The sequence below is a fragment of the uncultured Allobosea sp. genome (assembly GCF_945957345.1).
Taxonomy (GTDB): domain Bacteria; phylum Pseudomonadota; class Alphaproteobacteria; order Rhizobiales; family Beijerinckiaceae; genus Allobosea.
This window is the reverse complement of record NZ_CAMFKW010000018.1, coordinates 69642-88210: the sequence shown is the minus strand read 5'-3', so window position 1 is coordinate 88210 and position 18569 is coordinate 69642. Positions and strand designations below refer to the sequence as shown.

Below are 18569 nucleotides of genomic sequence, written 5' to 3'. Positions count from 1 at the left end.
CTTCGGTTGCGTAAAAAAGGACAAGCCGCCGGAGAGCCCGGCGGCGGTGTGGCGTCGGGATAGGGGCAAGGAAGCCGGCTGTCAAGCATTCTCGGAAGAGCAGAATCCGAAAAAATTCAATTTTCTCATAGCGATGAATGAAAAGGTATCAGAATACCGCTATTTACCCCTGCGACGTTCCATCCTCCGCCCCGTCACGCGCTCGCCTCGACCGGTTCGAGCACAAGAAGTGCTGGAGACATCGCCAAACCAATGCCGCGGCCCGGCCCTTGACTTAGAGCGCACTCGAAGATGTAGCTAGGTCTGCGTCACGACGCACAAGGCGAACCATGAAGATCGGGGATCTCGCGAGGCGCACCGGGTTATCGGCGCATACGATCCGCTACTACGAGCGAATCAAGCTGCTGCCCTATGCCTCGCGCGCCTCGTCCCAGCACCGCGAATACGACGCCTCCATTCTGTCCTGGATCGACTTCATCGGCCGTCTGAAGACGACCGGGATGCCGATCCGCGACATGCTGCGCTATGCGCGCCTGCGCGAACGCGGCCCGGTCACGGAGGAGGACCGGCGCATTCTGCTGGAGGAGCATCGGGCGAAGGTCCGGGCTCATGTCACCGAGCTCCAGGCCTGCCTTGCCGTCCTCGACACCAAGATCGCCGGCTATGCCGGCTTGGACACGGTGGAGACAAACCATGACGCAGCAGCATAGCGACACGAACGAGCGTTTCGAGCGGGGCTGGCAGGCCCTGGCGGCCATTGACGGCGAAGCCGGGACCAAAGTGGTCGACCAGCTTGCCGATATCGCACCAGACTTTGCACGCTACATCGTCGAGTTCCCCTTCGGCGACATCTACACGCGCCCAGGCCTCGATCTCAGGCAGCGGGAAATCGCGACGATTGCGGCCCTGGCCGCGCTCGGCAACGCGACGCCGCAACTGAAGGTGCATATCGAGGCCGGGCTGAATGTCGGGCTCAGCCGTGACGAGATCGTAGAAGTCTTGATCCAGATGGCCGTCTATGCCGGTTTTCCGGCTGCTCTCAACGCGCTTTTCGCAGCGAGGGAGGTCTTTGCGGCGCGAGCGCTCCAGCAAGCGGCCTGAGGCGGCGGGAAAGCGATGATGGCTTACCGCGCGGCCGGGATCGAATAGGTCCCGGTCGCGTGGCAGACCATCTCGGCCTCGCCCTGCGAGTAAAGGCAGACCTCGCCGACCGCGAGCCGCCTGCCGAGCTTGAGCAGCTTGGCCTCGCCGATCAGAGCAGCCTGGCCGGGCTTGCGCAGGAAGTTGAAATTGAGGCTCGTCGTCACCGCGAGGCCGATAGGGCCGATCTGGGCGAGGATCGCCGCATAGAGCGCGAGATCGGCCAGCGCCATCATGGTCGGCCCGGAGATCGTGCCGCCGGGGCGCAGGTGCTTCTCGTGGTAGTCGCAGCGCATGCGGGCCGTCATCGGCCCGACCTCCTCGATGAAATAGGTGCGCCCGCCGTAATGGAGCTGGGGGAAGACCTCGTCGAGATAGGCATCGATCTCGGAGGCGCTCATGCGGGTCGTCATGCGGAAAACCGAAGGCTGGAACGGGCTTATCCCCTTGCAGCATGGCCGGCCGGCTCCGACAATAGGCCGAAATACGGAAGGGAAGCGTCATGAATGCCCATCATCAGCCGGAGGCCGCGCCCGTCCTGCTGCGCGAGGATGCTGGGGGCGTCGCGACCCTGACGCTGAACCGCCCGCAGGCGCGCAATCCGCTGAGCGAGGCGATGCTGGCGGCGCTGAGCGAGACCTTCACCGCCATCGCCGCCGATCGCTCGGTCAAAGCCGTTATCCTGACCGCCGCCGGACCGGTCTTCAGCGCCGGGCACGATCTCAAGGAGATGACGGCCCACCGCGCCGATGCCGACCGGGGCCGGGCCTATTTCACGGATATCCTCGGGCGCTGCTCGGCCATGATGCAGCAGATCACTGCCCTGCCCCAGCCGGTCATAGCTGCCGTCGAGGGAACGGCCACGGCCGCTGGCTGCCAGCTCGTCGCGAGCTGCGATCTCGCAGTCGCGGGCGAAGGCGCGCGCTTCTGTACGCCCGGCGTCCATATCGGGCTGTTCTGCTCGACGCCGATGGTCGCGCTGTCGCGCAACCTCTCGGCCAAGCATGCACTCGAGATGCTGCTGCTCGGCGAAATGGTGCCCGCGACGGAGGCGGCCCGCATGGGGCTGGTCAATCGTGTCGTGCCGGCTGGCGAAGCGCTGACCGGGGCACGGCGGCTTGCGGCGATCATCGCCTCGAAATCGCCGGCTGCCGTGAAGATCGGCAAGCGTGCCTTCTACGAGCAGCGCGAGATGGGATTGAAGGCGGCCTATGACCACGCCTCGGCCGTGATGGTCGAGAACATGCTCGCGCGAGATGCCGAAGAGGGGATCGGCGCCTTCATGGAGAAGCGGCAACCCATATGGGAGGGGTGATCCCGCTGCCGCAGTTGCATTCGGGATGACGCGGTCTCCCCTACATCCTATACCCTGCCCCATCGTCCTTTCGCTGAGCCCGGCATGATGAACCACGACGCCTACCCGGACAGCCTGATCCGCGACATCCTGAAATCCGTGAAGCGGATCGCGTTGGTCGGCGCCTCGGCCAACGAGGCGCGGCCAAGCTGGATCGTGACAAAATACCTGCTCGACCGCGGCTATGACGTCATTCCGGTCAATCCCGGCCTCGCCGGCCAGACGATCCTCGGCAAGACGGTCTATGCCGCGCTCAAGGACATCTCGGGCCCGATCGACATGGTCGAGATCTTCCGCAACTCGGAAGCGGCCGGACCGATCACCGACGAGGCGCTGGCGCTCGACCCGCTGCCGAAGGTGATCTGGATGCAGTTGTCGGTCCGCAACGACGAAGCCGCCGCCCGGGCCGAGGCGAAGGGCGTCACCGTCATCATGAACCGCTGCCCGAAGATCGAATACGGCCGGCTCTCCGGCGAAATCGGCTGGCAAGGCATCAATTCGCGCATCCTCTCGGCCAAGAAGCCGGTGCTCGCCGGCAAGGGCTTCCAGAAGCTGACGATCCACCGGCCGGGCACCTGACGCGGCCAACCGCGCCGAATTGACGCCTCGCGAACCGTTCGTTAAATCGAACGATCCGTTTTCGACGTCAGATTGTCAGGGAGCAGCCATGACCGACCGCGCACCGGGTTTCAGCACACTCGCCATCCACGCCGGGGCAGCCCCAGACGCGGCGACGGGCGCGCGCGCCACGCCGATCTACCAGACGACCTCCTTCGTCTTCGACGATGTCGACCATGCCGCCTCGCTGTTCGGCCTGCAGGCCTTCGGCAACATCTATACCCGCATCGGCAACCCGACGAACGCGGTGCTGGAAGAGCGCGTCGCGGCGCTGGAGGGCGGCACGGCGGCGCTCGCCGTAGCCTCGGGCCATGCGGCCGAGTTCCTCTGCTTCCACGCGCTGCTGCAGCCGGGCGACGAGTTCGTCGCGGCGCGCAAGCTCTATGGCGGCTCGATCAACCAGTTCAACCATTCCTACAAGAGCTTCGGCTGGAACGTGATCTGGGCCGATCCGGACGATGTCGAAGGCTTCGCCGCCGCCGTGACGCCGAAGACCAAGGCGATCTTCATCGAGTCGATCGCCAATCCGGGCGGCGTCATCGTCGACATTGCCGCGATCAGCGCCATCGCGAAGAAGCACAATATTCCGCTCATCGTCGACAACACGATGGCCTCGCCCTATCTGCTGCGCCCCTTCGAGCACGGCGCCGACATCGTCGTGCATTCGGCGACGAAATTCCTCGGCGGGCACGGCAATTCGATCGGCGGCCTGATCGTCGATGGCGGCTCGTTCAACTGGGTCGGCGACGACCGCTACCCGATGCTCTCCAAGCCGCGGCCGGAATATAACGGCATGGTGCTCGGCGAGACCTTCGGCAACTTCGCCTTCGCGATCGCGACCCGCGTGCTCGGCCTGCGCGATCTCGGCCCGGCGCTCTCGCCCTTCAACGCCTTCATGCTGCTGACCGGCATCGAGACGCTGCCGTTGCGCATGCAGAGGCATTGCGAGAGCACGCAGAAGGTCGCCGAGCATCTCCAGAAGCATCCGGCGGTCGAGTGGGTGAGCTATCCCGGCCTGGCCGGCGACAAGTACGAGGCCCTGGCCAAGCGCTACACGCCGAAGGGGGCCGGCGCGGTCTTCACCTTCGGGCTCAAGGGCGGCTACGACGCCGGCGTCAAGCTGGTCTCGAACCTCAAGCTGTTCTCGCATCTCGCCAATATCGGCGACACGCGCTCGCTGGTGATCCACCCGGCCTCGACCACCCATCGCCAGCTCACCGACGAGCAGAAGATCGCGTCCGGCGCCGGGCCGCAGGTGGTCCGCCTCTCGATCGGCCTCGAGGATGTCGAGGACCTGATCGCGGATCTGGATCAGGCGCTCGCCTGATCGGAACTCGCATTCTTGGAATGACAAAGGCGCCGGAGACGGCGCTTTTCTCTTTGAGAGATGTTCCGATTGTCACTCCGGGTTCTTCTCTCCGCGAAGCCCCGGAATGACAAGGGATACGCCTTATCCCCGCGCCGCTTGCTCGGTGCGGGTGAGATGGACCACGCCCATCGCCAGCACCGCGAAGCCGAGCGCCTGATGGGCAAGCCCGGCCCAAAGCGGCACGACCAGCAACAACGTGGCCACGCCGAGCGCCGATTGCGCCAGGACCAGCCCGGAGAGGGCTGTCGAACGCTTCGCACTGCCCGATCCCGGCGCGGCGCGGCGTAGTCTCAGAGCGTTCCAGAGTGCGACGGCAAAGAGGAGATAGGCGCCCAAACGGTGGTTGAACTGCACCAGCGCGACATTGTCGACGAAGTTCTCCCAGAAGGGCGATTGCGCGAAGAGCAGCGAGCCCGGCGGCACCAGCGCACCGTCCATCAAGGGCCAGGTGTTGAAGGTGAAGCCCGCCTTGGAGCCCGCGACAAGCCCGCCAAGCGCGACCTGCACGAAGAGCAGGAGCAGGAGCAGCCATGCGGTCGCCCTGCCCCGAGCCGGCTCGATCCGGCGCAAAGGCGTCAGCGTCGTCGCGAAGGCCACGACCGAAGCGAAGAACAGGCCGGCGAAGGTCAGATGCAGCGTCAGCTTCACCGGCGCGACGGCGATCATGCCTGGCTGGAGGCCGGAGGCCACCATGATCCAGCCGATCGCCCCTTGCAGGCCGAGCAGCAGGCCCATGCCGAACAAGGTCGCGATCTGCCGGGCCGGCAGCAGGCGGCGCAGCGCGACGACCAAGAAGCCGGCGAGATAGATCAGGCCGATGAAGCGGCCGAGCTGGCGATGACCCCATTCCCACCAGTAGATGAACTGAAACTCGCCGAGGCTCATGCCCTCGTTGAGGAGCTGGTATTGCGGGCTCGCACGATACTTGCCGAACTCCTCGGCCCAGGCATCGGCCGAGAGCGGCGGCATTGCACCGGTGATCGGCTTCCATTCGGTGATCGAGAGGCCGGAACCCGTGAGACGGGTCGCACCGCCAACGACGACCATCACGAAGACGAGCCCGGCCACGATCCAGAGCCAGCGGCGGATGCCGGTATGATCGGTCCTGGCGCTTTCGCCGGCAGTCTGGTTGAGAGCAAGGGTCACGGGCGGGCTTTCGGTCGCAGACGCTGGCGCTTCACAAGCGCGCTCGCCGGTGACATAGACCCGTCGCTCCGGCGCGACAACGCCCGCATTGCCGCAGCAGACAGACCTGCGCGGTGGAGAGCCCGATGAAACAACGCAACCGCAAGCTGATCGGGACCGTGCTGATCCTCGTCTTCGTCTGCGTCTACGCGCTTGTGGCGATGGCGCTGGCGCAGGGGCGGATCACCGAGGCGTCGAAGCCGGTGCAGACCATCGCCTATATCGCGCTCGGCCTCGCCTGGGTGCTGCCTCTGCTGCCGCTGATCAAGTGGATGGAGCGCAAGGACAACTAGGTACCGCCCCTGATCACCACAGCGTCGAAAATGAAAATTATGGCATATGATAATATAAAAGTTAAAACACCCGCCTTTCTATTTAGATTAAATACTATTCCTGATAAATAAAATAGAATTAATATGAACCCTATTGCCCCATTGTCTTTGTTATATCTAGCATTATTCCAATACCATCCATAAATCGCAAATGAGAATAGACCTACAAAGCAGCCGGAGATCCTCTTTAACGCGGATACATACTTTCCCGACCCATCACTCGATAGCAGCCATCCGCCTAGAAACAATATGGCCGATGCCAAAAAAATTAGCCCAAGCGGAACCATAGCGACACCCCAATCAGCCTAACCAACATCCACTTTCCGCCCCCTGCTTCGCAGCCAAAACGGCAGCCCCGACAACAGTGCCCGCAGAGCCGCCTCGTTCTGATGGAGGCCGTTGAGCGAGACGCGCGGCAAGGCGTGGAGATGGGCGGCGTGCTCCGGCAGGAGATGGCCTGGTCGCGTTGTGACGGCGCTCTCGAAGCCAGCTTCCGCAGCCAGCTCGAAATCGCGCGGCCCGGCCGAACCGGGATCGCCGACGGGGTAGGCGAAATGGCGGATCGGGATACCCAGCTCAGCCTCCAGGCGTTGCTTGCTGTCCACGATCTCGCCGCGTGCAACATCCACGCCGTGCTTCGCCAGCATCGGATGCGTCAGGGTATGGGCGCCGATGGTGACGCCTGGCGCACCAGATAAAGCCCGCAGCGTCTCCCAGGGCAGGCACTCGCGCTCGACGAGGGCAGCGGGATCAATACCGGCCTGAGCCATCAGGGCAGAAATCGTCGACAGCAGAATCGCTTCGGGGCCGCGGCGTAGACGCCAGTAGAGCTTGGCGAAAGCGCGGGCCTTCTCGGCGTCGGCTTCGGTTCGGGCGATGAAGCAGCCATCCGGCAGGGCGAGATCGAGCCGTGGCAGCGCCCGGATCGCCTCCTCCAGCTCCAGCCACCAGAGCCGCGCCGTGCGGTCGGCGAAGCCCGGCGTCACGAACAAAGTCCAGGGCGCCTCGTGCTTGGCGAGGATGGGCCAGGCTTCCTCGACATTGTCGCGATAGCCGTCGTCGAAGGTCAGCGCGACGAAGAAGCGGCCGGGCTTCGGATTGCGCAGGCGCGCCAGCGCCTCCTGTAGCGAGACGATATCGTAGCCCTCGGCCCGGATCAGACGAAGCGCGCGGTCGAGGAAGTCCGGCGTGATGTCGAGCAGAGCATTTGGCGCGAACCCGCGCCGTTCGGCCGCCCGGACATGGTGGAGCGTCAGAATCACGCCCCGCCCCTGCGCGAAGCCGCGACTCCAACGGTCGGCGCCCGTCGCCGCCATCATCCGGAATGCGGCCGCGATGGCCCTGTGACGTCCGTTCATCACCGCCAAATGCAACTGTCCCCTAGCAACCGCCCGACTTTGATTGGTCGCATTGTCTTCACGCGAACCGGCATCCACTTCGCTCGACAATGCTTTAACGCTATCGCGCGATCGCGTGGCCGGGCCGGGGGATTGTGGCCGATCCGTTCACAATGACGGGTTAAGGAAGCGCCATCAGTCCTGCTCGCATGAGCGAAGGAAACATGCCCACCGCCACCGCCTCTTCATTGGCCACGCCCGACGCCATCCCGGCCAGCCACGCCGCGTCTCGTCCCTGGGCCTCGATCGCGATCGAGACGGATATTAAGGGCCTCGCCGAAACATGGCGCGCCTTCGAGGCCAGCGCGCTGGTGACGCCTTATCAGAGCTATGACTGGATCAGGCCTTTCGTCGAGACGATCGGCGCTGCCCATGGCATGGCCTTGCGCTACGCGCTGGTGCGTGGCGCCGACGGCGCGCTCTGCGCGCTGCTGCCGTTCGTCATCACCCGGCGCACTGGCTTCCGCTTCGCTGAATTCATCGGCGGCAAGCACGCGAACTATCATATGGGGCTCTATGCTCCGGGCTTCGCTGCGCAGCTCGATACGCAACTGACGACGCAGATGCTGACCGAAATCGGCATCGCCATCGGCGGGCTGGATGCGCTGGCCTTCGTCAACCAGCCGATCGCGTGGCAAGGCATCGCTAATCCGGCTGCGCTGCTTGCCGCAGGCCCGAGCCCGAGCCGCGCCTACAAGCTTGCCCTGATCGCCGGCGACGGCGAGGCCACGCTCAAGCGTTCGATGAGCAGCCACGCCCGCAAGAAGCTCAAGAACAAGTACAGCCGGTTCAAGGATTTCGGCTCGTCGGTGCTGACGCGGGCAACGACGCCCAGCGAGATAACGCGCACCATCGACGCCTTCCTGGCGCAGAAGGCGGAGCGCTTCCGCACCATGGGCGTGCCCGATCCCTTCGCCGAGCCGGCCATGCGCACCTTCCTGGAAAGCGCGGCCATGCCGGAAGGTGGCCGACCTCCGTCGATCGAGCTCTATTCCCTCGATCTCGGCGGCCGCTCGGTCGCGACCTATGTCGGTGCGGTTCAGGGCGCGCGCTTCTCGGGGATGGCGACATCGTTCGACATGGGCAGCGAAACCGTCAAGACCAGCCCCGGCGAGTTGCTGCTGGCCGAACTGATCCGCCTGAAGGCCGGCGAAGGCGTCACGGTCTTCGATCTCGGCGTCGGCGAGGCCCGCTACAAGACGACCTTCTGCGACGAGCATGACGATCTCGTCGACAGCTTCCTGCCGCTGACCTTCAAGGGCCATGTCTTCGCGCGGATCGCCCGGACGAAACGCGAGCTCAAGCGGCGGATCAAGCGCTCTCCCCTCGCGCTGAAGCTGGCTCATCGGGCCTCGGGCTGGCTGCGGAGCAAGCGGTCCGGGGACGAGTAGGACCGCCGCTTCTCCGCGATCAGGCCTCGACCGGCGCCTCCATGCGCGCAGTCGCGGACGTCGGCACGCCGCTCTCGGCATCCAGGATCAGCGTGACCGGAGCCTCGGTCAGCTCGCTCAGGCGATAAGCCGTTTCGAGCGCATGGCCGTTGCCGACCTGCCCGCTCATGACGAGCCCGGCCTGCGCGCGGCGGGCGATCGGCGCCAGCACAGCGCCGTCGTCATTGGAGGCGGCGGCGACCAGCACCCAGTCATAGGTCTCGCAGAGGGCATCGAGCGCGACATCGACAAGATCCGGCGCAGCCAGAACAGCGGCGCGGCCGGCGTGACCAGCACCGATGCGATGCAGCCGCGAACCCGGCGCGCGCGTGATGATGTCGGAGAACAGCGCCTCTCCTGCCAGCAGCTCCGAGAAGCCGGCTTCGCCGTCGTCATGGTCCGACGACAGGTCGATGAGCACGCAGCGGCAGCGCTGGGCGAGCAACTCGGCCAGGTCCCGCGGCCGGGCGGCCTCCTCGCCGGCGCCGTCCAGCACGAGCGCCAGCGGTGCCATGCCGCGTGCCGGCTCGCGGGTCCGTTCCGCAATTTCCGCAAGCGTCAGCTCGGGCTGGTCTAGATCGAGCCGGGTCTGGCCGAGCCTTCCGGCATGGGTCAGCAGGCCGGCGACACGCGCATGGCGCGGCGTCTCGGGCACCGGGTCGGGCGTCTCGGGCTCACCCTCGGTACGCCCGGCGGAAACCCAGCGCGGCCCGCGCGGCGCGTCCGGCAAGGGCCGACCCTGACCGTTGAGCAATTCGCGCGTCACGATCGTCCCCAGCGCGATCAGAAATGTCGCGAGGGTCACGACCAGCACCACCGGCACCTTCTTCGGGAAGGATGGTTCCGTCGGCTCGACGGCGCGCGAGATGATGCGCGCATCGGCCGGTGTCGCATTCATAGTGTCGCGCGCAACCGCCTCGCGATAGCGCTGCATATACTGTTCCAGCTGGTCGCGCAGCGTGCGCGCCTCGCGTTCCAGGGCGCGGAGCTGGACTTCGCTGTCATTGGCGCTGGAGACGTTCTTCTTCTGGCCATCGAGCGCAGCCTGGAAGCTCTCGACGCGCTGGCCGGCGATCTTGGCCTCGTTCTCGAGCGTGCGCACCGTGCGCTCGGCAGCGGCGCGGAGCTGCCCTTCGAGGTCGAGGAGCTGGGCGTTGAGCTCCTTGATCCGGGGATGTTCCGGCAGGAGGCTGCGCGATTCCGCCGCGATCTGGGCGCGCAGGTTGACGCGCTGCTCGATCAATCGACGGACGAGGTCGTTGTTGGCGACGTCGGGAATCTCGAAGGTGCGTCCCTGCTTGATCGCATCACGGATCAGCCCGGCCTTGGCCTGCGCCTCGGCCTGCTGGCTGCGGGCATTCGAGAGCTGCGCCGAGAGGTCGGTGAGCTGCTGGGAGGTGATGCTGGTATTGTTGGGGCCGGCGAAGAGGCCGTTCTTCGAGCGGAAATCCTCGACTTTCGCCTCGGCCTCGACCACGCGCTTGCGCAACGGCTCGATCGTGGTCGAGAGCCAGTTCGAGGCGCTGCGGGCGTTGTCCTGCTTCGCGGCTTCCTGGAACTCCAGATAGGTCTCGGCGATGGTGTTGGCAGCCTTGGCGGCAAGCGCGGCATCCTGCGAAGTGAACTCGACGGAGACGATGCGCGAGCGGCCGACGGGGTAGACCAGGAGCCGCTCATAATATTTCTCGAGGACGCGCTCCTCCGGCGTCCGATCCGCCGGATGGCCGCCGAGCCCGATCATGACGGCGAGCTTGCGCAGAGCGCTCAGCGCGCCGACGCCTGAATCGAATTCGGCATTGCCGACGAGGCCGATCCGCTTGATCGCCTCCCGCGCGAGATCGCGCGACATGATGACCTGAACCTGGCTCTGCACAGCCTCGGAATCGAACTGACCGGCGCTATCCGGGAGCGACTGGCCGGGCATCGCGTAGAAGCTGCCGCGATTTTCCAACAACAGTCTAGCCTCGCCGGTGTAGCGGGGCGTCACGACATTCACCGCGATAAAGGACAGGCCGAGGGCTGCCACGGTCGGCCCGATGACCCAGAATTTGCGACGCTTGATCGCCGCCCAGAGGGCGGAGAGATCGAGCATATCGCCCCGGCCTTCGCCGGCGCCGTGCGCATCAATCCCTGCTTGAGCAGTCATGGGCCCACCTATCGACGCAAAACGCTCGCCCCACGGGAGGGGCGCGGGCGACATTGAACACTCGGTAAGGTTATTGCGGAGTAAACACCGGCGGCACGGCCCGCCGATGGCGCCTTTTCCGCCCTCCTACTCGACTGCGGCTGGCGCGGGCGGGTCGATTCGAGCCAAGCCGCAGATCACGTCCCTTCTAGGCTACGGACCGGCGAACACCCGACCTCGCGAGACCTCCGGAGAATACGGCGCTGCGGTATTTTGGGAAGCGAGGCCACGGCCAACCGTAAACGCAGAACCATTCCAAGAGGCGCGGATTGCGGGCCTCCACCACCGACTTGCAACGCCTTGGATCAGAAACAGCGCAACGCAGTAAGGAAGGTTAACGATGCGTTGCAGCCACTGGAGAAGATCGTTTCACCTGCGCTTCAGCCGGGTGAGCGAACCCTTTCAACCGCCCGGTCAAACGTGTCGCCATGATCGGGCCGCTGCCGATTGCTGCTACCCCACAGCCTAGCAGTCGGCAGCGTTCGCACGTCCAGCCCCCCTTTCGAGCGACGGCAATCACCCCGCTGCGATGTCCTCCACACATGATCCAGGATGCTGGCAATGGCCATCGGGAAGCTTTTGTTAACCATGTCGCGCGTAAAGATCGGGTCAGTTCTGCACGGATAAGCCTGTGATGAGTCGACGCCTCGCCTCTCTCGCCTTAGCCGCCGCCATGACTGCGGGCGCCTGCGCGCCCCGCTATCCGGCGTCGGACTATGCGCTCGCCGAGCCGGCCGGCCCCTACCGGCTCGCCAGCGGCGATCGGCTGCGCGTCATCGTCTTCGGGCAGGACAACCTCTCGAATATCTACGCGGTCGACGGCGCCGGACGTATCGCCATGCCGCTGATCGGCTCTGTCGAAGCGCAAGGCCGCACGACCCAGCAACTCGCCCAGGCGATCGAGGCCAAGCTGCGCGGCGGCTATCTGCGCGAGCCCAAGGTTTCGGTCGAGGTCGACACCTACCGGCCGTTCTTCGTGCTCGGCGAGGTCACTCAATCCGGCCAGTTCCCCTACGTGAACGGCATGACCGTGCAGACCGCCGTCGCCATCGCCGGCGGCTTCACGCCCCGCGGGCAGCGCTCCTCCGCCGAAGTGACGCGCCAGATCGACGGCCAGACCGTGACCGCAACCGTGCCGATCACCTATCCGGTCCGGCCCGGCGACACGATCGTCATCAAAGAACGCTGGTTCTGAGATCGGCCGAACCCATGACGGAGGGCCTGACGTCCCGCCCCCTGAAAATCCTGCATGTTTTCCGCGCCCCGCTTGGCGGGCTGTTCCGGCATGTCCTCGACGTGGCGCGGGGTCAGGTCGAGCGCGGGCATGATGTCGGAATCTTCTGCGATTCAAACACTGGGGGTGCGCGGGCCGACGATGTCTTTCGCGAGCTCGGCAGCCAGCTGACGCTGGGCATCACGCGCGTGCCGATGTCGCGCTATCCGAGCGCGACCGACCTCAAGGCGCAATTCTCCGAAATATCGCTGCGGCGGCGCCTCTCTCCGGACGTGGTACATTGCCACGGCTCGAAAGGGGGGGTCTATGGCCGCATCCCCGCCCTGTTCTCGCCCGGCCGGCGCTATGTCACCGCCTACACGCCCCATGGCGGCAGCTTCAACTACAAGCCCGGCGGCACAGAACATAAGATTTATATGAGCGTCGAACGCCTGCTGGAAGGCGCAACCGACATGTTCCTGTTCGAGAGCCGCTTCATCGCCGGCCGCTTCGAGGCCCATATCGGACATCTGCCGCGTACTGACCACCGCATCGTGCTCAACGGGGTTTCCGAAGCGGAGTTCGAGCCGATCGACCACAGCGCCGCGGAATTCGACCTCCTCTATCTCGGGGAATTGCGCTCGGCCAAGGGCGTCGACACGCTGATCGAGGCGCTGGCGCTGCTGCGTCGGCGGGATGGACTGACGCCGCGGATCCTCATCGTCGGCTCGGGGCCGGACGAGGAGGAGTTGCGGCAGATGACAAGCGAACACGGCATCGCCGATCAATGCACCTTCGAGCCGCCGGCACCGATCCGCAAGGCATTGGCCCGTGCGCGGGCCATGGTGATCCCGTCGCGGGCCGAATCCCTACCCTATGTCATCCTGGAAGCGGCGGCAGCCGCGCAGCCGTTGATCTCGACCGATGTCGGCGGGATCGGCGAAATCTACGGCCCGCACCATCGCCGGCGACTGATCCCGGCGAACGACCCGGCGATCCTTACCGGGGCGATCCGCGCCATGCTGGAGACGCCGGAGGCCGAGCGCCTTGCCCAGGCGGCCGACCTCGCCGGACATGTCCGGCAGAATTTCTGCCTCAACGCCATGATCGATGGCGTCATCGCGGCCTATCGCGACGCGCTCGCGACGCGGGGCCTTGCCTGAGGCTCGCCTCAAACCAGCTTGAGCGCGACGACGCCACAGACCACCAGCAGGATTCCAAGCCAGCCCACCGGCCTGATGCGCTGGCCGAAGACCAGCGCGCCGATGATCGCGGTGATGACCAGGCCCGCGCCACCCCAGACCGCATAGGCGACGGAAAGATCCATGCCCTCGATCGCCTTGGCGAGCGCGGCGAAGGCGCCCATGACGAGGAGGATGCCGCCGGCCCCCATCTTGCGACGGCTCATGCCGTCCGAGAGCTTGAGCAGATAGGTTCCGCCGATTTCGAGAGTTACGGCGAGCAGCAGCCAGAGAAACGGCGCAGCCTGCATAAGGGAGACACTCACACGAGCCTCCCGTGATCCTCGCTCCGTTCGTGCCCCACCCCGTTCTCGATGAGCAGGATGCCTGCCAGGATCGCGGCGAGACCTGCCGCACGCGCAGGGGTCAGGTGCTCGCCGAAGAGCACATGGCCGATCACCGCGATGCCGACGATGCCGAGCCCCTCCCAGACGGCATAGGCAACCGCCATGGGAATGACGCGCAGCGCGATGCTGAGCAGGATGAAGGACAGACCGATCAGGACCAGCGGCAAGGTGCCGACGAGCCACGAGGTGGAGACAGCCGACTTCAACGCGGCCGTCGCGACGATCTCGACGGCAATGGCCGCGAGCAGAACCAACCAATGAAAAGACATGTTGCACACGGGCGAAGCCGGCGCTGAACGTCACGGGGGCGACGCAGGGACAGCCAAGCAATCGTTAGAGTTTTAAAGCGATAGTTCCGAAAAGAAGACTTTGCCGGAGCATTACTCCAGCAGCCGACGCCATAGGCAAAAACACCTGTCGGGGCGCGGCGCTCATCTAGAGCGATATATGTTTCTCAGACACTCATCGATAGCCAATATGCCGACCCAACCTCGTTCTGTCAACTCGCGATCACTTGCAATAACAATCACTTGCGGGAATCCGTGCAATTTTCGGCGGCTTTAAACCTGCGTCAAAGCACTGGTCGGCCAAGACAAAATCCACTTTTTCGCCATCGCGTTTTGAGAGCGTCCGCAGAGCGCCCAGCGAGCGTCTTTACCCGGCCCCGAGGGTTTACGAATCCACGAAAACAGCAAGCGGTCGGATTAAATGTTCCGTGAGCAATTTCGGATAGAGCCGAACCGGGATCGCTGCACCCGTGCGCGGCGCTCCGAGTTGAGGGTGTAAGGGTCATGGGGACTTTCGACGTCCGCGATATGATGAAGGCGGATGCGGCCGCCTCGGCGACTTCGGGCATGCTCGGCGGCGCCGAGAAGGGCCAGACGCGGCGCTTCCATCCACTTGCCGAACGCATCGCCGCCATTCCCGTCAAACCGACGCTCTCCCCCGTGATGATCGAAGGCGTGGCGAGGCTGCTCGACATGACCGCCGTGCTCGGAGCGGGCGGGCTGGTCTATTGGCTCTATGCAGCGGGCCAGGTTGAATACACCCTGCCCTACCAGGTGACGATCGGCGCGCTCGCCATCGGCGCGCTCGCGCTGTTCCAGGCCTTGCAACTCTACCCGATCGGCGCCCTGCGCCACATCATCGGCAGCGCGGTGCGGCTGCTTGCCGGCTGGACCATGCTGTTCCTCGTCGCGCTGGCGGCCTTCTTCTTCCTAAAGATCGGCGATCAAGTCTCGCGCGTCTGGCTGATCGGCTTCTACTTTTCCGGCGCCGGCGGCCTGCTGGCCGGGCGCATCGTCATGGCGCTGGGCGTGCGCCATCTCACCCGCACGGGCCGGCTGGAACGGCGCACAGCGATCGTCGGCGGCGGCGAGGCCGGCGAAGCCCTCATCCGCGCCCTGGAAAGCCAGAAGGATACAGGCCTGCAGATCTGCGGCGTGTTCGACGACCGCAATGACGAACGTTCGCCCGATCTCGTCGCCGGCTATCCCAAGCTCGGCACGATCGACGACCTCGTCGAATTCGCGCGCCGCACCAAGCTCGACCTGGTGATCTTCACCCTGCCGATCTCGGCCGAGGCACGGCTCCTGACGATGCTGCGCAAGCTCTGGGTGCTGCCGATCGACATCCGCCTCTCGGCCCATCTATCGAAGCTGCGCCTGCGGCCGCGCTCCTATTCCTATTTCGGCGCCGTCCCGGTGCTCGACGTCTTCGACCGGCCGATCGCCGACTGGGACATCGTCGTCAAATGGGCCTTCGACAAGCTCGTCGGCACGCTCGCCCTGATCGCGCTCTCGCCGGTGATGCTGGCGGCGGCCATCGCGATCAAGCTCGATTCCAAGGGGCCGGTGTTCTTTCGCCAGAAGCGCTACGGCTTCAACAACGAGACCGTCGATGTCCTGAAGTTCCGCTCGCTGCGCCACGACATGGCCGACCACACCGCGTCCAAGCAGGTCACCAGGGACGATCCGCGCGTGACGCGCGTCGGCCGCTTCATCCGCAAGACCTCGATCGACGAGTTGCCGCAGCTTCTGAACGTCGTCTTCAAGGGCGATCTCTCGCTGGTCGGGCCGCGCCCGCACGCGATCCACGCCCACACCTCGAACCGCGCCTACGAGCAGGTCGTGGACGGCTATTTCGCCCGCCACAAGGTCAAGCCCGGCATCACCGGCTGGGCCCAGATCAACGGCTGGCGCGGCGAGACCGATACCGACGAGAAGATCCAGCGGCGCGTCGAGCACGATCTCTACTATATCGAGAACTGGTCGGTGCTGCTCGACCTCTACATCCTCGTCAAGACGCCGTTCTCGCTTCTGACCAAGAACGAGAACGCCTATTGAGCGCGCTGGCGCAAAACCCGCCGCAGGAAGGCAAGGCTCCGCGCCTGAGGGTGTCCTATGGCGCGGTCAAGCGCGGCACCCTATGGCTGCTCGGCGCCTCCAGCGGGCTCGCCCTGGTCGAGCCCTCGCCCTATGAAATCGCCTTCCTGCTGACGTTGTTCGTCTTCGCGCTGACGGGCATCCGCTTTTCGCAGAAGCTGCTGCCGCTGGCCGTGCTGCTGCTCGGCTACAATCTCGGCGGCATCTTCTCCCTCATCCCCTGGATGAGCGACGGCGATTCCGTGCGCTTCACCGCCGTTTCGGTCTATCTGATGATCACGGCGGTCTTCATCGCCGGCATCATGTCCCAGGACGCGGCCGGCCGGCTCGAGACGCTGCGCCGCGGCTATCTCTTCGCCGCCTGGGTCGCGGGTTTCGCAGCCATTCTCGGCTATTTCGATATCGCCGGGCTCGGCTCGGTCTTCACGCTCTACGGGCGCGCCTCCGGCACGTTCAAGGATCCCAACGTGCTGGGCCCCTATCTGGTGCTGCCGATCGTCTACGTGCTGCAGCGCATCCTGACCGGACAGGCCGGCATGATGCGCGGCCTGATCACGCTCAGCATTCCGCTCGCAGCGCTATTCCTCGGCTTCTCCCGCGGCGCCTGGGGCGTGCTCGTCGTCTCGACGGCGATGATGATCGCCCTCACCTTCCTGACCGCGCCGAACGCCTCAAGCCGGGGCCGTATCGTCGCGATGTCCCTGATCGCCCTCGTCGCGATGATCGCCGCGCTCCTGGTCGCTCTGTCGTTCGAGGACATCCGCAACGTCTTCGATACGCGCGCCAGCCTCGACCAGGACTATGACCAGGGCGTCACCGGCCGCTTCGGCAACCAGCTGCGCGCCATCCCAATGCTGTTGGACGCGCCCAACGGCTTCGGGCCGCTGCAATTCCGCTGGATCTTCAACCAGGCCGACCCACACAACGTCTATATCAACGCCTTCGCCTCCTATGGCTGGCTCGGCGGCCTGTCATGGATCAGCCTGATGGTGGCGACCTGCTATGTGGGGTGGCGGCTGGTGTTTCGGCCGGGGCCGACTCAGCTGCACGCGATCGCAATCTGGTCCGTGCTCTTCGTCACCATCCTGCAAGGCTTCCAGATCGACAGCGACCATTGGCGGCATCTCTACCTCATGTTGGGCCTCGTCTGGGGCCTGGCAGCGCTGGGACCGCAGGACGGCGCGGCCGAGGATCGCCCATGACGGCGGCATCGCCACCGGCCGCCGGCCCGGCGGCGACCGGCCAGATCGCGAGCATCCAGGCCTTGCGCGCCGTTGCGGCGCTCCTGGTCGTCTTCGCCCATGCCGCGCATGAGACGGAGGCCATCGGCCCGCGCGTCGGCCTCAGCGCCATCGATCCCTCCTTCATGCAGGGAGGGATCGGTGTCGACATCTTCTTCGTGATCTCCGGCTTCATCATGGTCCACAGCTCGGCCAATCTGTTCGGGCAGCCGGGCGCCTGGCGGATTTTCCTGGCTCGGCGCATCGCCAGGATCGTGCCGCTCTATTGGCTCCTGACCAGCGTCCTGCTGATCGGCGGCCTCTTCGCGCCGAAGCTGCTGAACGTCCCGATGGGCGACTGGCAGCACATCCTCAAATCCTATCTTTTCATTCCCAGCCTGCGCGACGGCGACGAGATCCGGCCGGTGATGGCGCTGGGCTGGACGCTCAACCTGGAAATGTTCTTCTACCTGCTGTTCGCCGGAGCGCTGCTGCTGCCCCTGCGGCGCGGCATGATCGCGCTTGCGCTGGCGATCAGCGGCTTCGCGCTCGCCGGCATTCTCCTTCAGCCGATGCAGGTGCAGCTCGCCTTCTGGACGCAGCAGATCATCCTCGAATTCCTGTTCGGCTGCCTGCTGGCGCTGCTCTACCGCCAAGGCGTCAGGCTACCGGGTGCGATCGCCGCGCTGATGGTCGCGCTCGGCTTCGCCGGGATGTTCAGGTTTCATGGCCTTGACGCGGCAGCGACGGTCGCACCCGCGCTGCGCTGGGGCGGCCCCGCCGTGCTGATCGTCGGCGGCGCGGCGCTCTACCGTGGCGCGCCTCCACGCGTGGCTTTGCTTCTCACCGGGCTCGGCAACGCGTCCTACAGCCTCTACCTCTTCCACCCGTTCGTCTTACGACCGCTCCGGGAGCTCTGGATCAGGCTGGTCGGCGGAGCGCTGCCGCTGGAGATCTACATCGCCGTCGCGATGATCGTCGCCGCCCTTGCGTCCATCCTGCTCTATCGCTGGATCGAGCGCCCGCTCGGGGGCTGGCTGCGGCTTTCATCGGCGCGCGAGACCTCACGCGCAACCGGCCCCTCGCCCGACGGATCGCATTGGCGAGAGGGCCAGGAAGCCGGCCATATTGCCAGCTAGCAGTTCGAGGGCTAG

Annotated in this window: 19 protein-coding genes; 13 read left to right on the top strand and 6 right to left on the bottom strand. The window is 65.4% G+C overall.

Annotated features, from left to right (window positions below; genetic code table 11):
- From Q0Q36_RS11360 to Q0Q36_RS11350, 3 genes are all read left to right on the top strand, one after another.
- On the top strand, positions 1-301 hold a 301-nt coding region (locus Q0Q36_RS11360), incomplete at its 5' end, for a hypothetical protein (RefSeq protein ID WP_293798230.1).
- 28 nt (positions 302-329) lie between these two features.
- Positions 330-710 (top strand): MerR family transcriptional regulator, encoded by a 381-nt coding sequence (locus Q0Q36_RS11355; protein WP_293798229.1) that lies wholly within the window; start codon positions 330-332, stop codon positions 708-710.
- Positions 694-1101: a carboxymuconolactone decarboxylase family protein gene (locus Q0Q36_RS11350; protein ID WP_293798227.1), complete on the top strand. Its 408-nt coding sequence runs from the start codon at positions 694-696 to the stop codon at positions 1099-1101. The genes Q0Q36_RS11355 and Q0Q36_RS11350 overlap by 17 nt, the downstream gene beginning before the upstream one ends.
- A gap of 23 nt (positions 1102-1124) precedes the next feature.
- On the opposite strand, the gene Q0Q36_RS11345 is transcribed toward Q0Q36_RS11350, so the two are convergent.
- The gene (locus tag Q0Q36_RS11345) at positions 1125-1553 is read right to left on the bottom strand and encodes a PaaI family thioesterase (RefSeq protein ID WP_293798225.1); all 429 of its coding nucleotides are present in this window, start codon (positions 1551-1553) and stop codon (positions 1125-1127) included.
- An 89-nt stretch (positions 1554-1642) separates the two neighbouring features.
- Between Q0Q36_RS11345 and Q0Q36_RS11340 the strand changes: the two genes are divergently transcribed.
- From Q0Q36_RS11340 to Q0Q36_RS11330, 3 genes are all read left to right on the top strand, one after another.
- A complete protein-coding gene (locus tag Q0Q36_RS11340) occupies positions 1643-2455 on the top strand; it encodes an enoyl-CoA hydratase (RefSeq protein WP_293798224.1) in 813 nt (270 codons plus the stop codon).
- 87 nt (positions 2456-2542) lie between these two features.
- Positions 2543-3073 (top strand): CoA-binding protein, encoded by a 531-nt coding sequence (locus Q0Q36_RS11335; protein ID WP_367187171.1) that lies wholly within the window; start codon positions 2543-2545, stop codon positions 3071-3073.
- Between the two features lie 88 nt (positions 3074-3161).
- Entirely contained in the window at positions 3162-4439 is a 1278-nt protein-coding gene (locus tag Q0Q36_RS11330) for an O-acetylhomoserine aminocarboxypropyltransferase (RefSeq protein WP_293798222.1), read from the top strand.
- Between the two features lie 123 nt (positions 4440-4562).
- On the opposite strand, the gene Q0Q36_RS11325 is transcribed toward Q0Q36_RS11330, so the two are convergent.
- Entirely contained in the window at positions 4563-5627 is a 1065-nt protein-coding gene (locus tag Q0Q36_RS11325; protein WP_293798221.1) for a COX15/CtaA family protein, read from the bottom strand.
- Between the two features lie 125 nt (positions 5628-5752).
- On the opposite strand from Q0Q36_RS11325, the gene Q0Q36_RS11320 reads away from it, so the two are divergent.
- Positions 5753-5959 (top strand): DUF2842 domain-containing protein, encoded by a 207-nt coding sequence (locus Q0Q36_RS11320; RefSeq protein WP_293798219.1) that lies wholly within the window; start codon positions 5753-5755, stop codon positions 5957-5959.
- 344 nt (positions 5960-6303) lie between these two features.
- Here Q0Q36_RS11320 and Q0Q36_RS11315 read toward each other — a convergent pair whose 3' ends face one another.
- Positions 6304-7356 carry a polysaccharide deacetylase family protein gene (locus Q0Q36_RS11315; RefSeq protein ID WP_293798218.1) on the bottom strand — a complete coding sequence of 351 codons (1053 nt, stop codon included), beginning with the start codon at positions 7354-7356 and terminating at the stop codon, positions 6304-6306.
- Positions 7357-7559: 203 nt separating this feature from the next.
- On the opposite strand from Q0Q36_RS11315, the gene Q0Q36_RS11310 reads away from it, so the two are divergent.
- The gene (locus Q0Q36_RS11310) at positions 7560-8786 is read left to right on the top strand and encodes a GNAT family N-acetyltransferase (protein ID WP_293798217.1); all 1227 of its coding nucleotides are present in this window, start codon (positions 7560-7562) and stop codon (positions 8784-8786) included.
- A 19-nt stretch (positions 8787-8805) separates the two neighbouring features.
- On the opposite strand, the gene Q0Q36_RS11305 is transcribed toward Q0Q36_RS11310, so the two are convergent.
- Entirely contained in the window at positions 8806-10971 is a 2166-nt protein-coding gene (locus tag Q0Q36_RS11305; RefSeq protein WP_293798216.1) for an exopolysaccharide transport family protein, read from the bottom strand.
- Positions 10972-11644: 673 nt separating this feature from the next.
- On the opposite strand from Q0Q36_RS11305, the gene Q0Q36_RS11300 reads away from it, so the two are divergent.
- Positions 11645-12205 (top strand): polysaccharide biosynthesis/export family protein, encoded by a 561-nt coding sequence (locus Q0Q36_RS11300; RefSeq protein ID WP_293798215.1) that lies wholly within the window; start codon positions 11645-11647, stop codon positions 12203-12205.
- 14 nt (positions 12206-12219) lie between these two features.
- On the top strand, positions 12220-13386 hold the full coding sequence (locus tag Q0Q36_RS11295) for a glycosyltransferase family 4 protein (RefSeq protein ID WP_293798214.1): 1167 nt from the start codon (positions 12220-12222) through the stop codon (positions 13384-13386).
- Between the two features lie 8 nt (positions 13387-13394).
- Here the strand turns inward: Q0Q36_RS11295 and Q0Q36_RS11290 are convergent, their stop codons facing one another.
- Together Q0Q36_RS11290 and Q0Q36_RS11285 are read right to left on the bottom strand one after the other, a co-directional pair.
- Complete coding sequence (locus Q0Q36_RS11290; protein ID WP_293798213.1) at positions 13395-13730, bottom strand: SMR family transporter; 336 nt, start codon at positions 13728-13730, stop codon at positions 13395-13397.
- A complete protein-coding gene (locus Q0Q36_RS11285) occupies positions 13727-14080 on the bottom strand; it encodes a multidrug efflux SMR transporter (protein ID WP_293798211.1) in 354 nt (117 codons plus the stop codon). Before Q0Q36_RS11285 ends, Q0Q36_RS11290 begins: the two co-directional genes overlap by 4 nt.
- Positions 14081-14602: 522 nt before the next feature.
- Here Q0Q36_RS11285 and Q0Q36_RS11280 point away from each other — a divergent pair.
- The 3 genes from Q0Q36_RS11280 to Q0Q36_RS11270 are packed head-to-tail and all read left to right on the top strand — an operon-like array spanning position 14603 to position 18554.
- Complete coding sequence (locus Q0Q36_RS11280; RefSeq protein ID WP_293798210.1) at positions 14603-16156, top strand: undecaprenyl-phosphate glucose phosphotransferase; 1554 nt, start codon at positions 14603-14605, stop codon at positions 16154-16156.
- Positions 16153-17397, top strand: a complete 1245-nt coding sequence (locus Q0Q36_RS11275; protein ID WP_293798209.1) for an O-antigen ligase — start codon at positions 16153-16155, stop codon at positions 17395-17397. The genes Q0Q36_RS11280 and Q0Q36_RS11275 overlap by 4 nt, the downstream gene beginning before the upstream one ends.
- Positions 17394-18554, top strand: coding sequence for an acyltransferase (locus Q0Q36_RS11270; protein ID WP_293798208.1), 1161 nt, complete (start codon positions 17394-17396; stop codon positions 18552-18554). Before Q0Q36_RS11275 ends, Q0Q36_RS11270 begins: the two co-directional genes overlap by 4 nt.
- Positions 18555-18569: the final 15 nt, after the last annotated feature.

Excerpts from the sequence above, each read along its gene's own strand:
- Q0Q36_RS11355 (WP_293798229.1), top strand. The coding sequence starts at position 330 with ATGAAGATCGGGGATCTCGCGAGGCGCACCGGGTTATCGGCGCATACG.
- Q0Q36_RS11350 (WP_293798227.1), top strand. The coding sequence starts at position 694 with ATGACGCAGCAGCATAGCGACACGAACGAGCGTTTCGAGCGGGGCTGG.
- Q0Q36_RS11345 (WP_293798225.1), bottom strand. The coding sequence starts at position 1,553 with ATGACGACCCGCATGAGCGCCTCCGAGATCGATGCCTATCTCGACGAG.
- Q0Q36_RS11340 (WP_293798224.1), top strand. The coding sequence starts at position 1,643 with ATGAATGCCCATCATCAGCCGGAGGCCGCGCCCGTCCTGCTGCGCGAG.
- Q0Q36_RS11335 (WP_367187171.1), top strand. The coding sequence starts at position 2,543 with ATGAACCACGACGCCTACCCGGACAGCCTGATCCGCGACATCCTGAAA.
- Q0Q36_RS11330 (WP_293798222.1), top strand. The coding sequence starts at position 3,162 with ATGACCGACCGCGCACCGGGTTTCAGCACACTCGCCATCCACGCCGGG.
- Q0Q36_RS11320 (WP_293798219.1), top strand. The coding sequence starts at position 5,753 with ATGAAACAACGCAACCGCAAGCTGATCGGGACCGTGCTGATCCTCGTC.
- Q0Q36_RS11315 (WP_293798218.1), bottom strand. The coding sequence starts at position 7,356 with ATGAACGGACGTCACAGGGCCATCGCGGCCGCATTCCGGATGATGGCG.
- Q0Q36_RS11310 (WP_293798217.1), top strand. The coding sequence starts at position 7,560 with ATGCCCACCGCCACCGCCTCTTCATTGGCCACGCCCGACGCCATCCCG.
- Q0Q36_RS11305 (WP_293798216.1), bottom strand. The coding sequence starts at position 10,971 with ATGACTGCTCAAGCAGGGATTGATGCGCACGGCGCCGGCGAAGGCCGG.
- Q0Q36_RS11300 (WP_293798215.1), top strand. The coding sequence starts at position 11,645 with ATGAGTCGACGCCTCGCCTCTCTCGCCTTAGCCGCCGCCATGACTGCG.
- Q0Q36_RS11295 (WP_293798214.1), top strand. The coding sequence starts at position 12,220 with ATGACGGAGGGCCTGACGTCCCGCCCCCTGAAAATCCTGCATGTTTTC.
- Q0Q36_RS11285 (WP_293798211.1), bottom strand. The coding sequence starts at position 14,080 with ATGTCTTTTCATTGGTTGGTTCTGCTCGCGGCCATTGCCGTCGAGATC.
- Q0Q36_RS11280 (WP_293798210.1), top strand. The coding sequence starts at position 14,603 with ATGGGGACTTTCGACGTCCGCGATATGATGAAGGCGGATGCGGCCGCC.
- Q0Q36_RS11270 (WP_293798208.1), top strand. The coding sequence starts at position 17,394 with ATGACGGCGGCATCGCCACCGGCCGCCGGCCCGGCGGCGACCGGCCAG.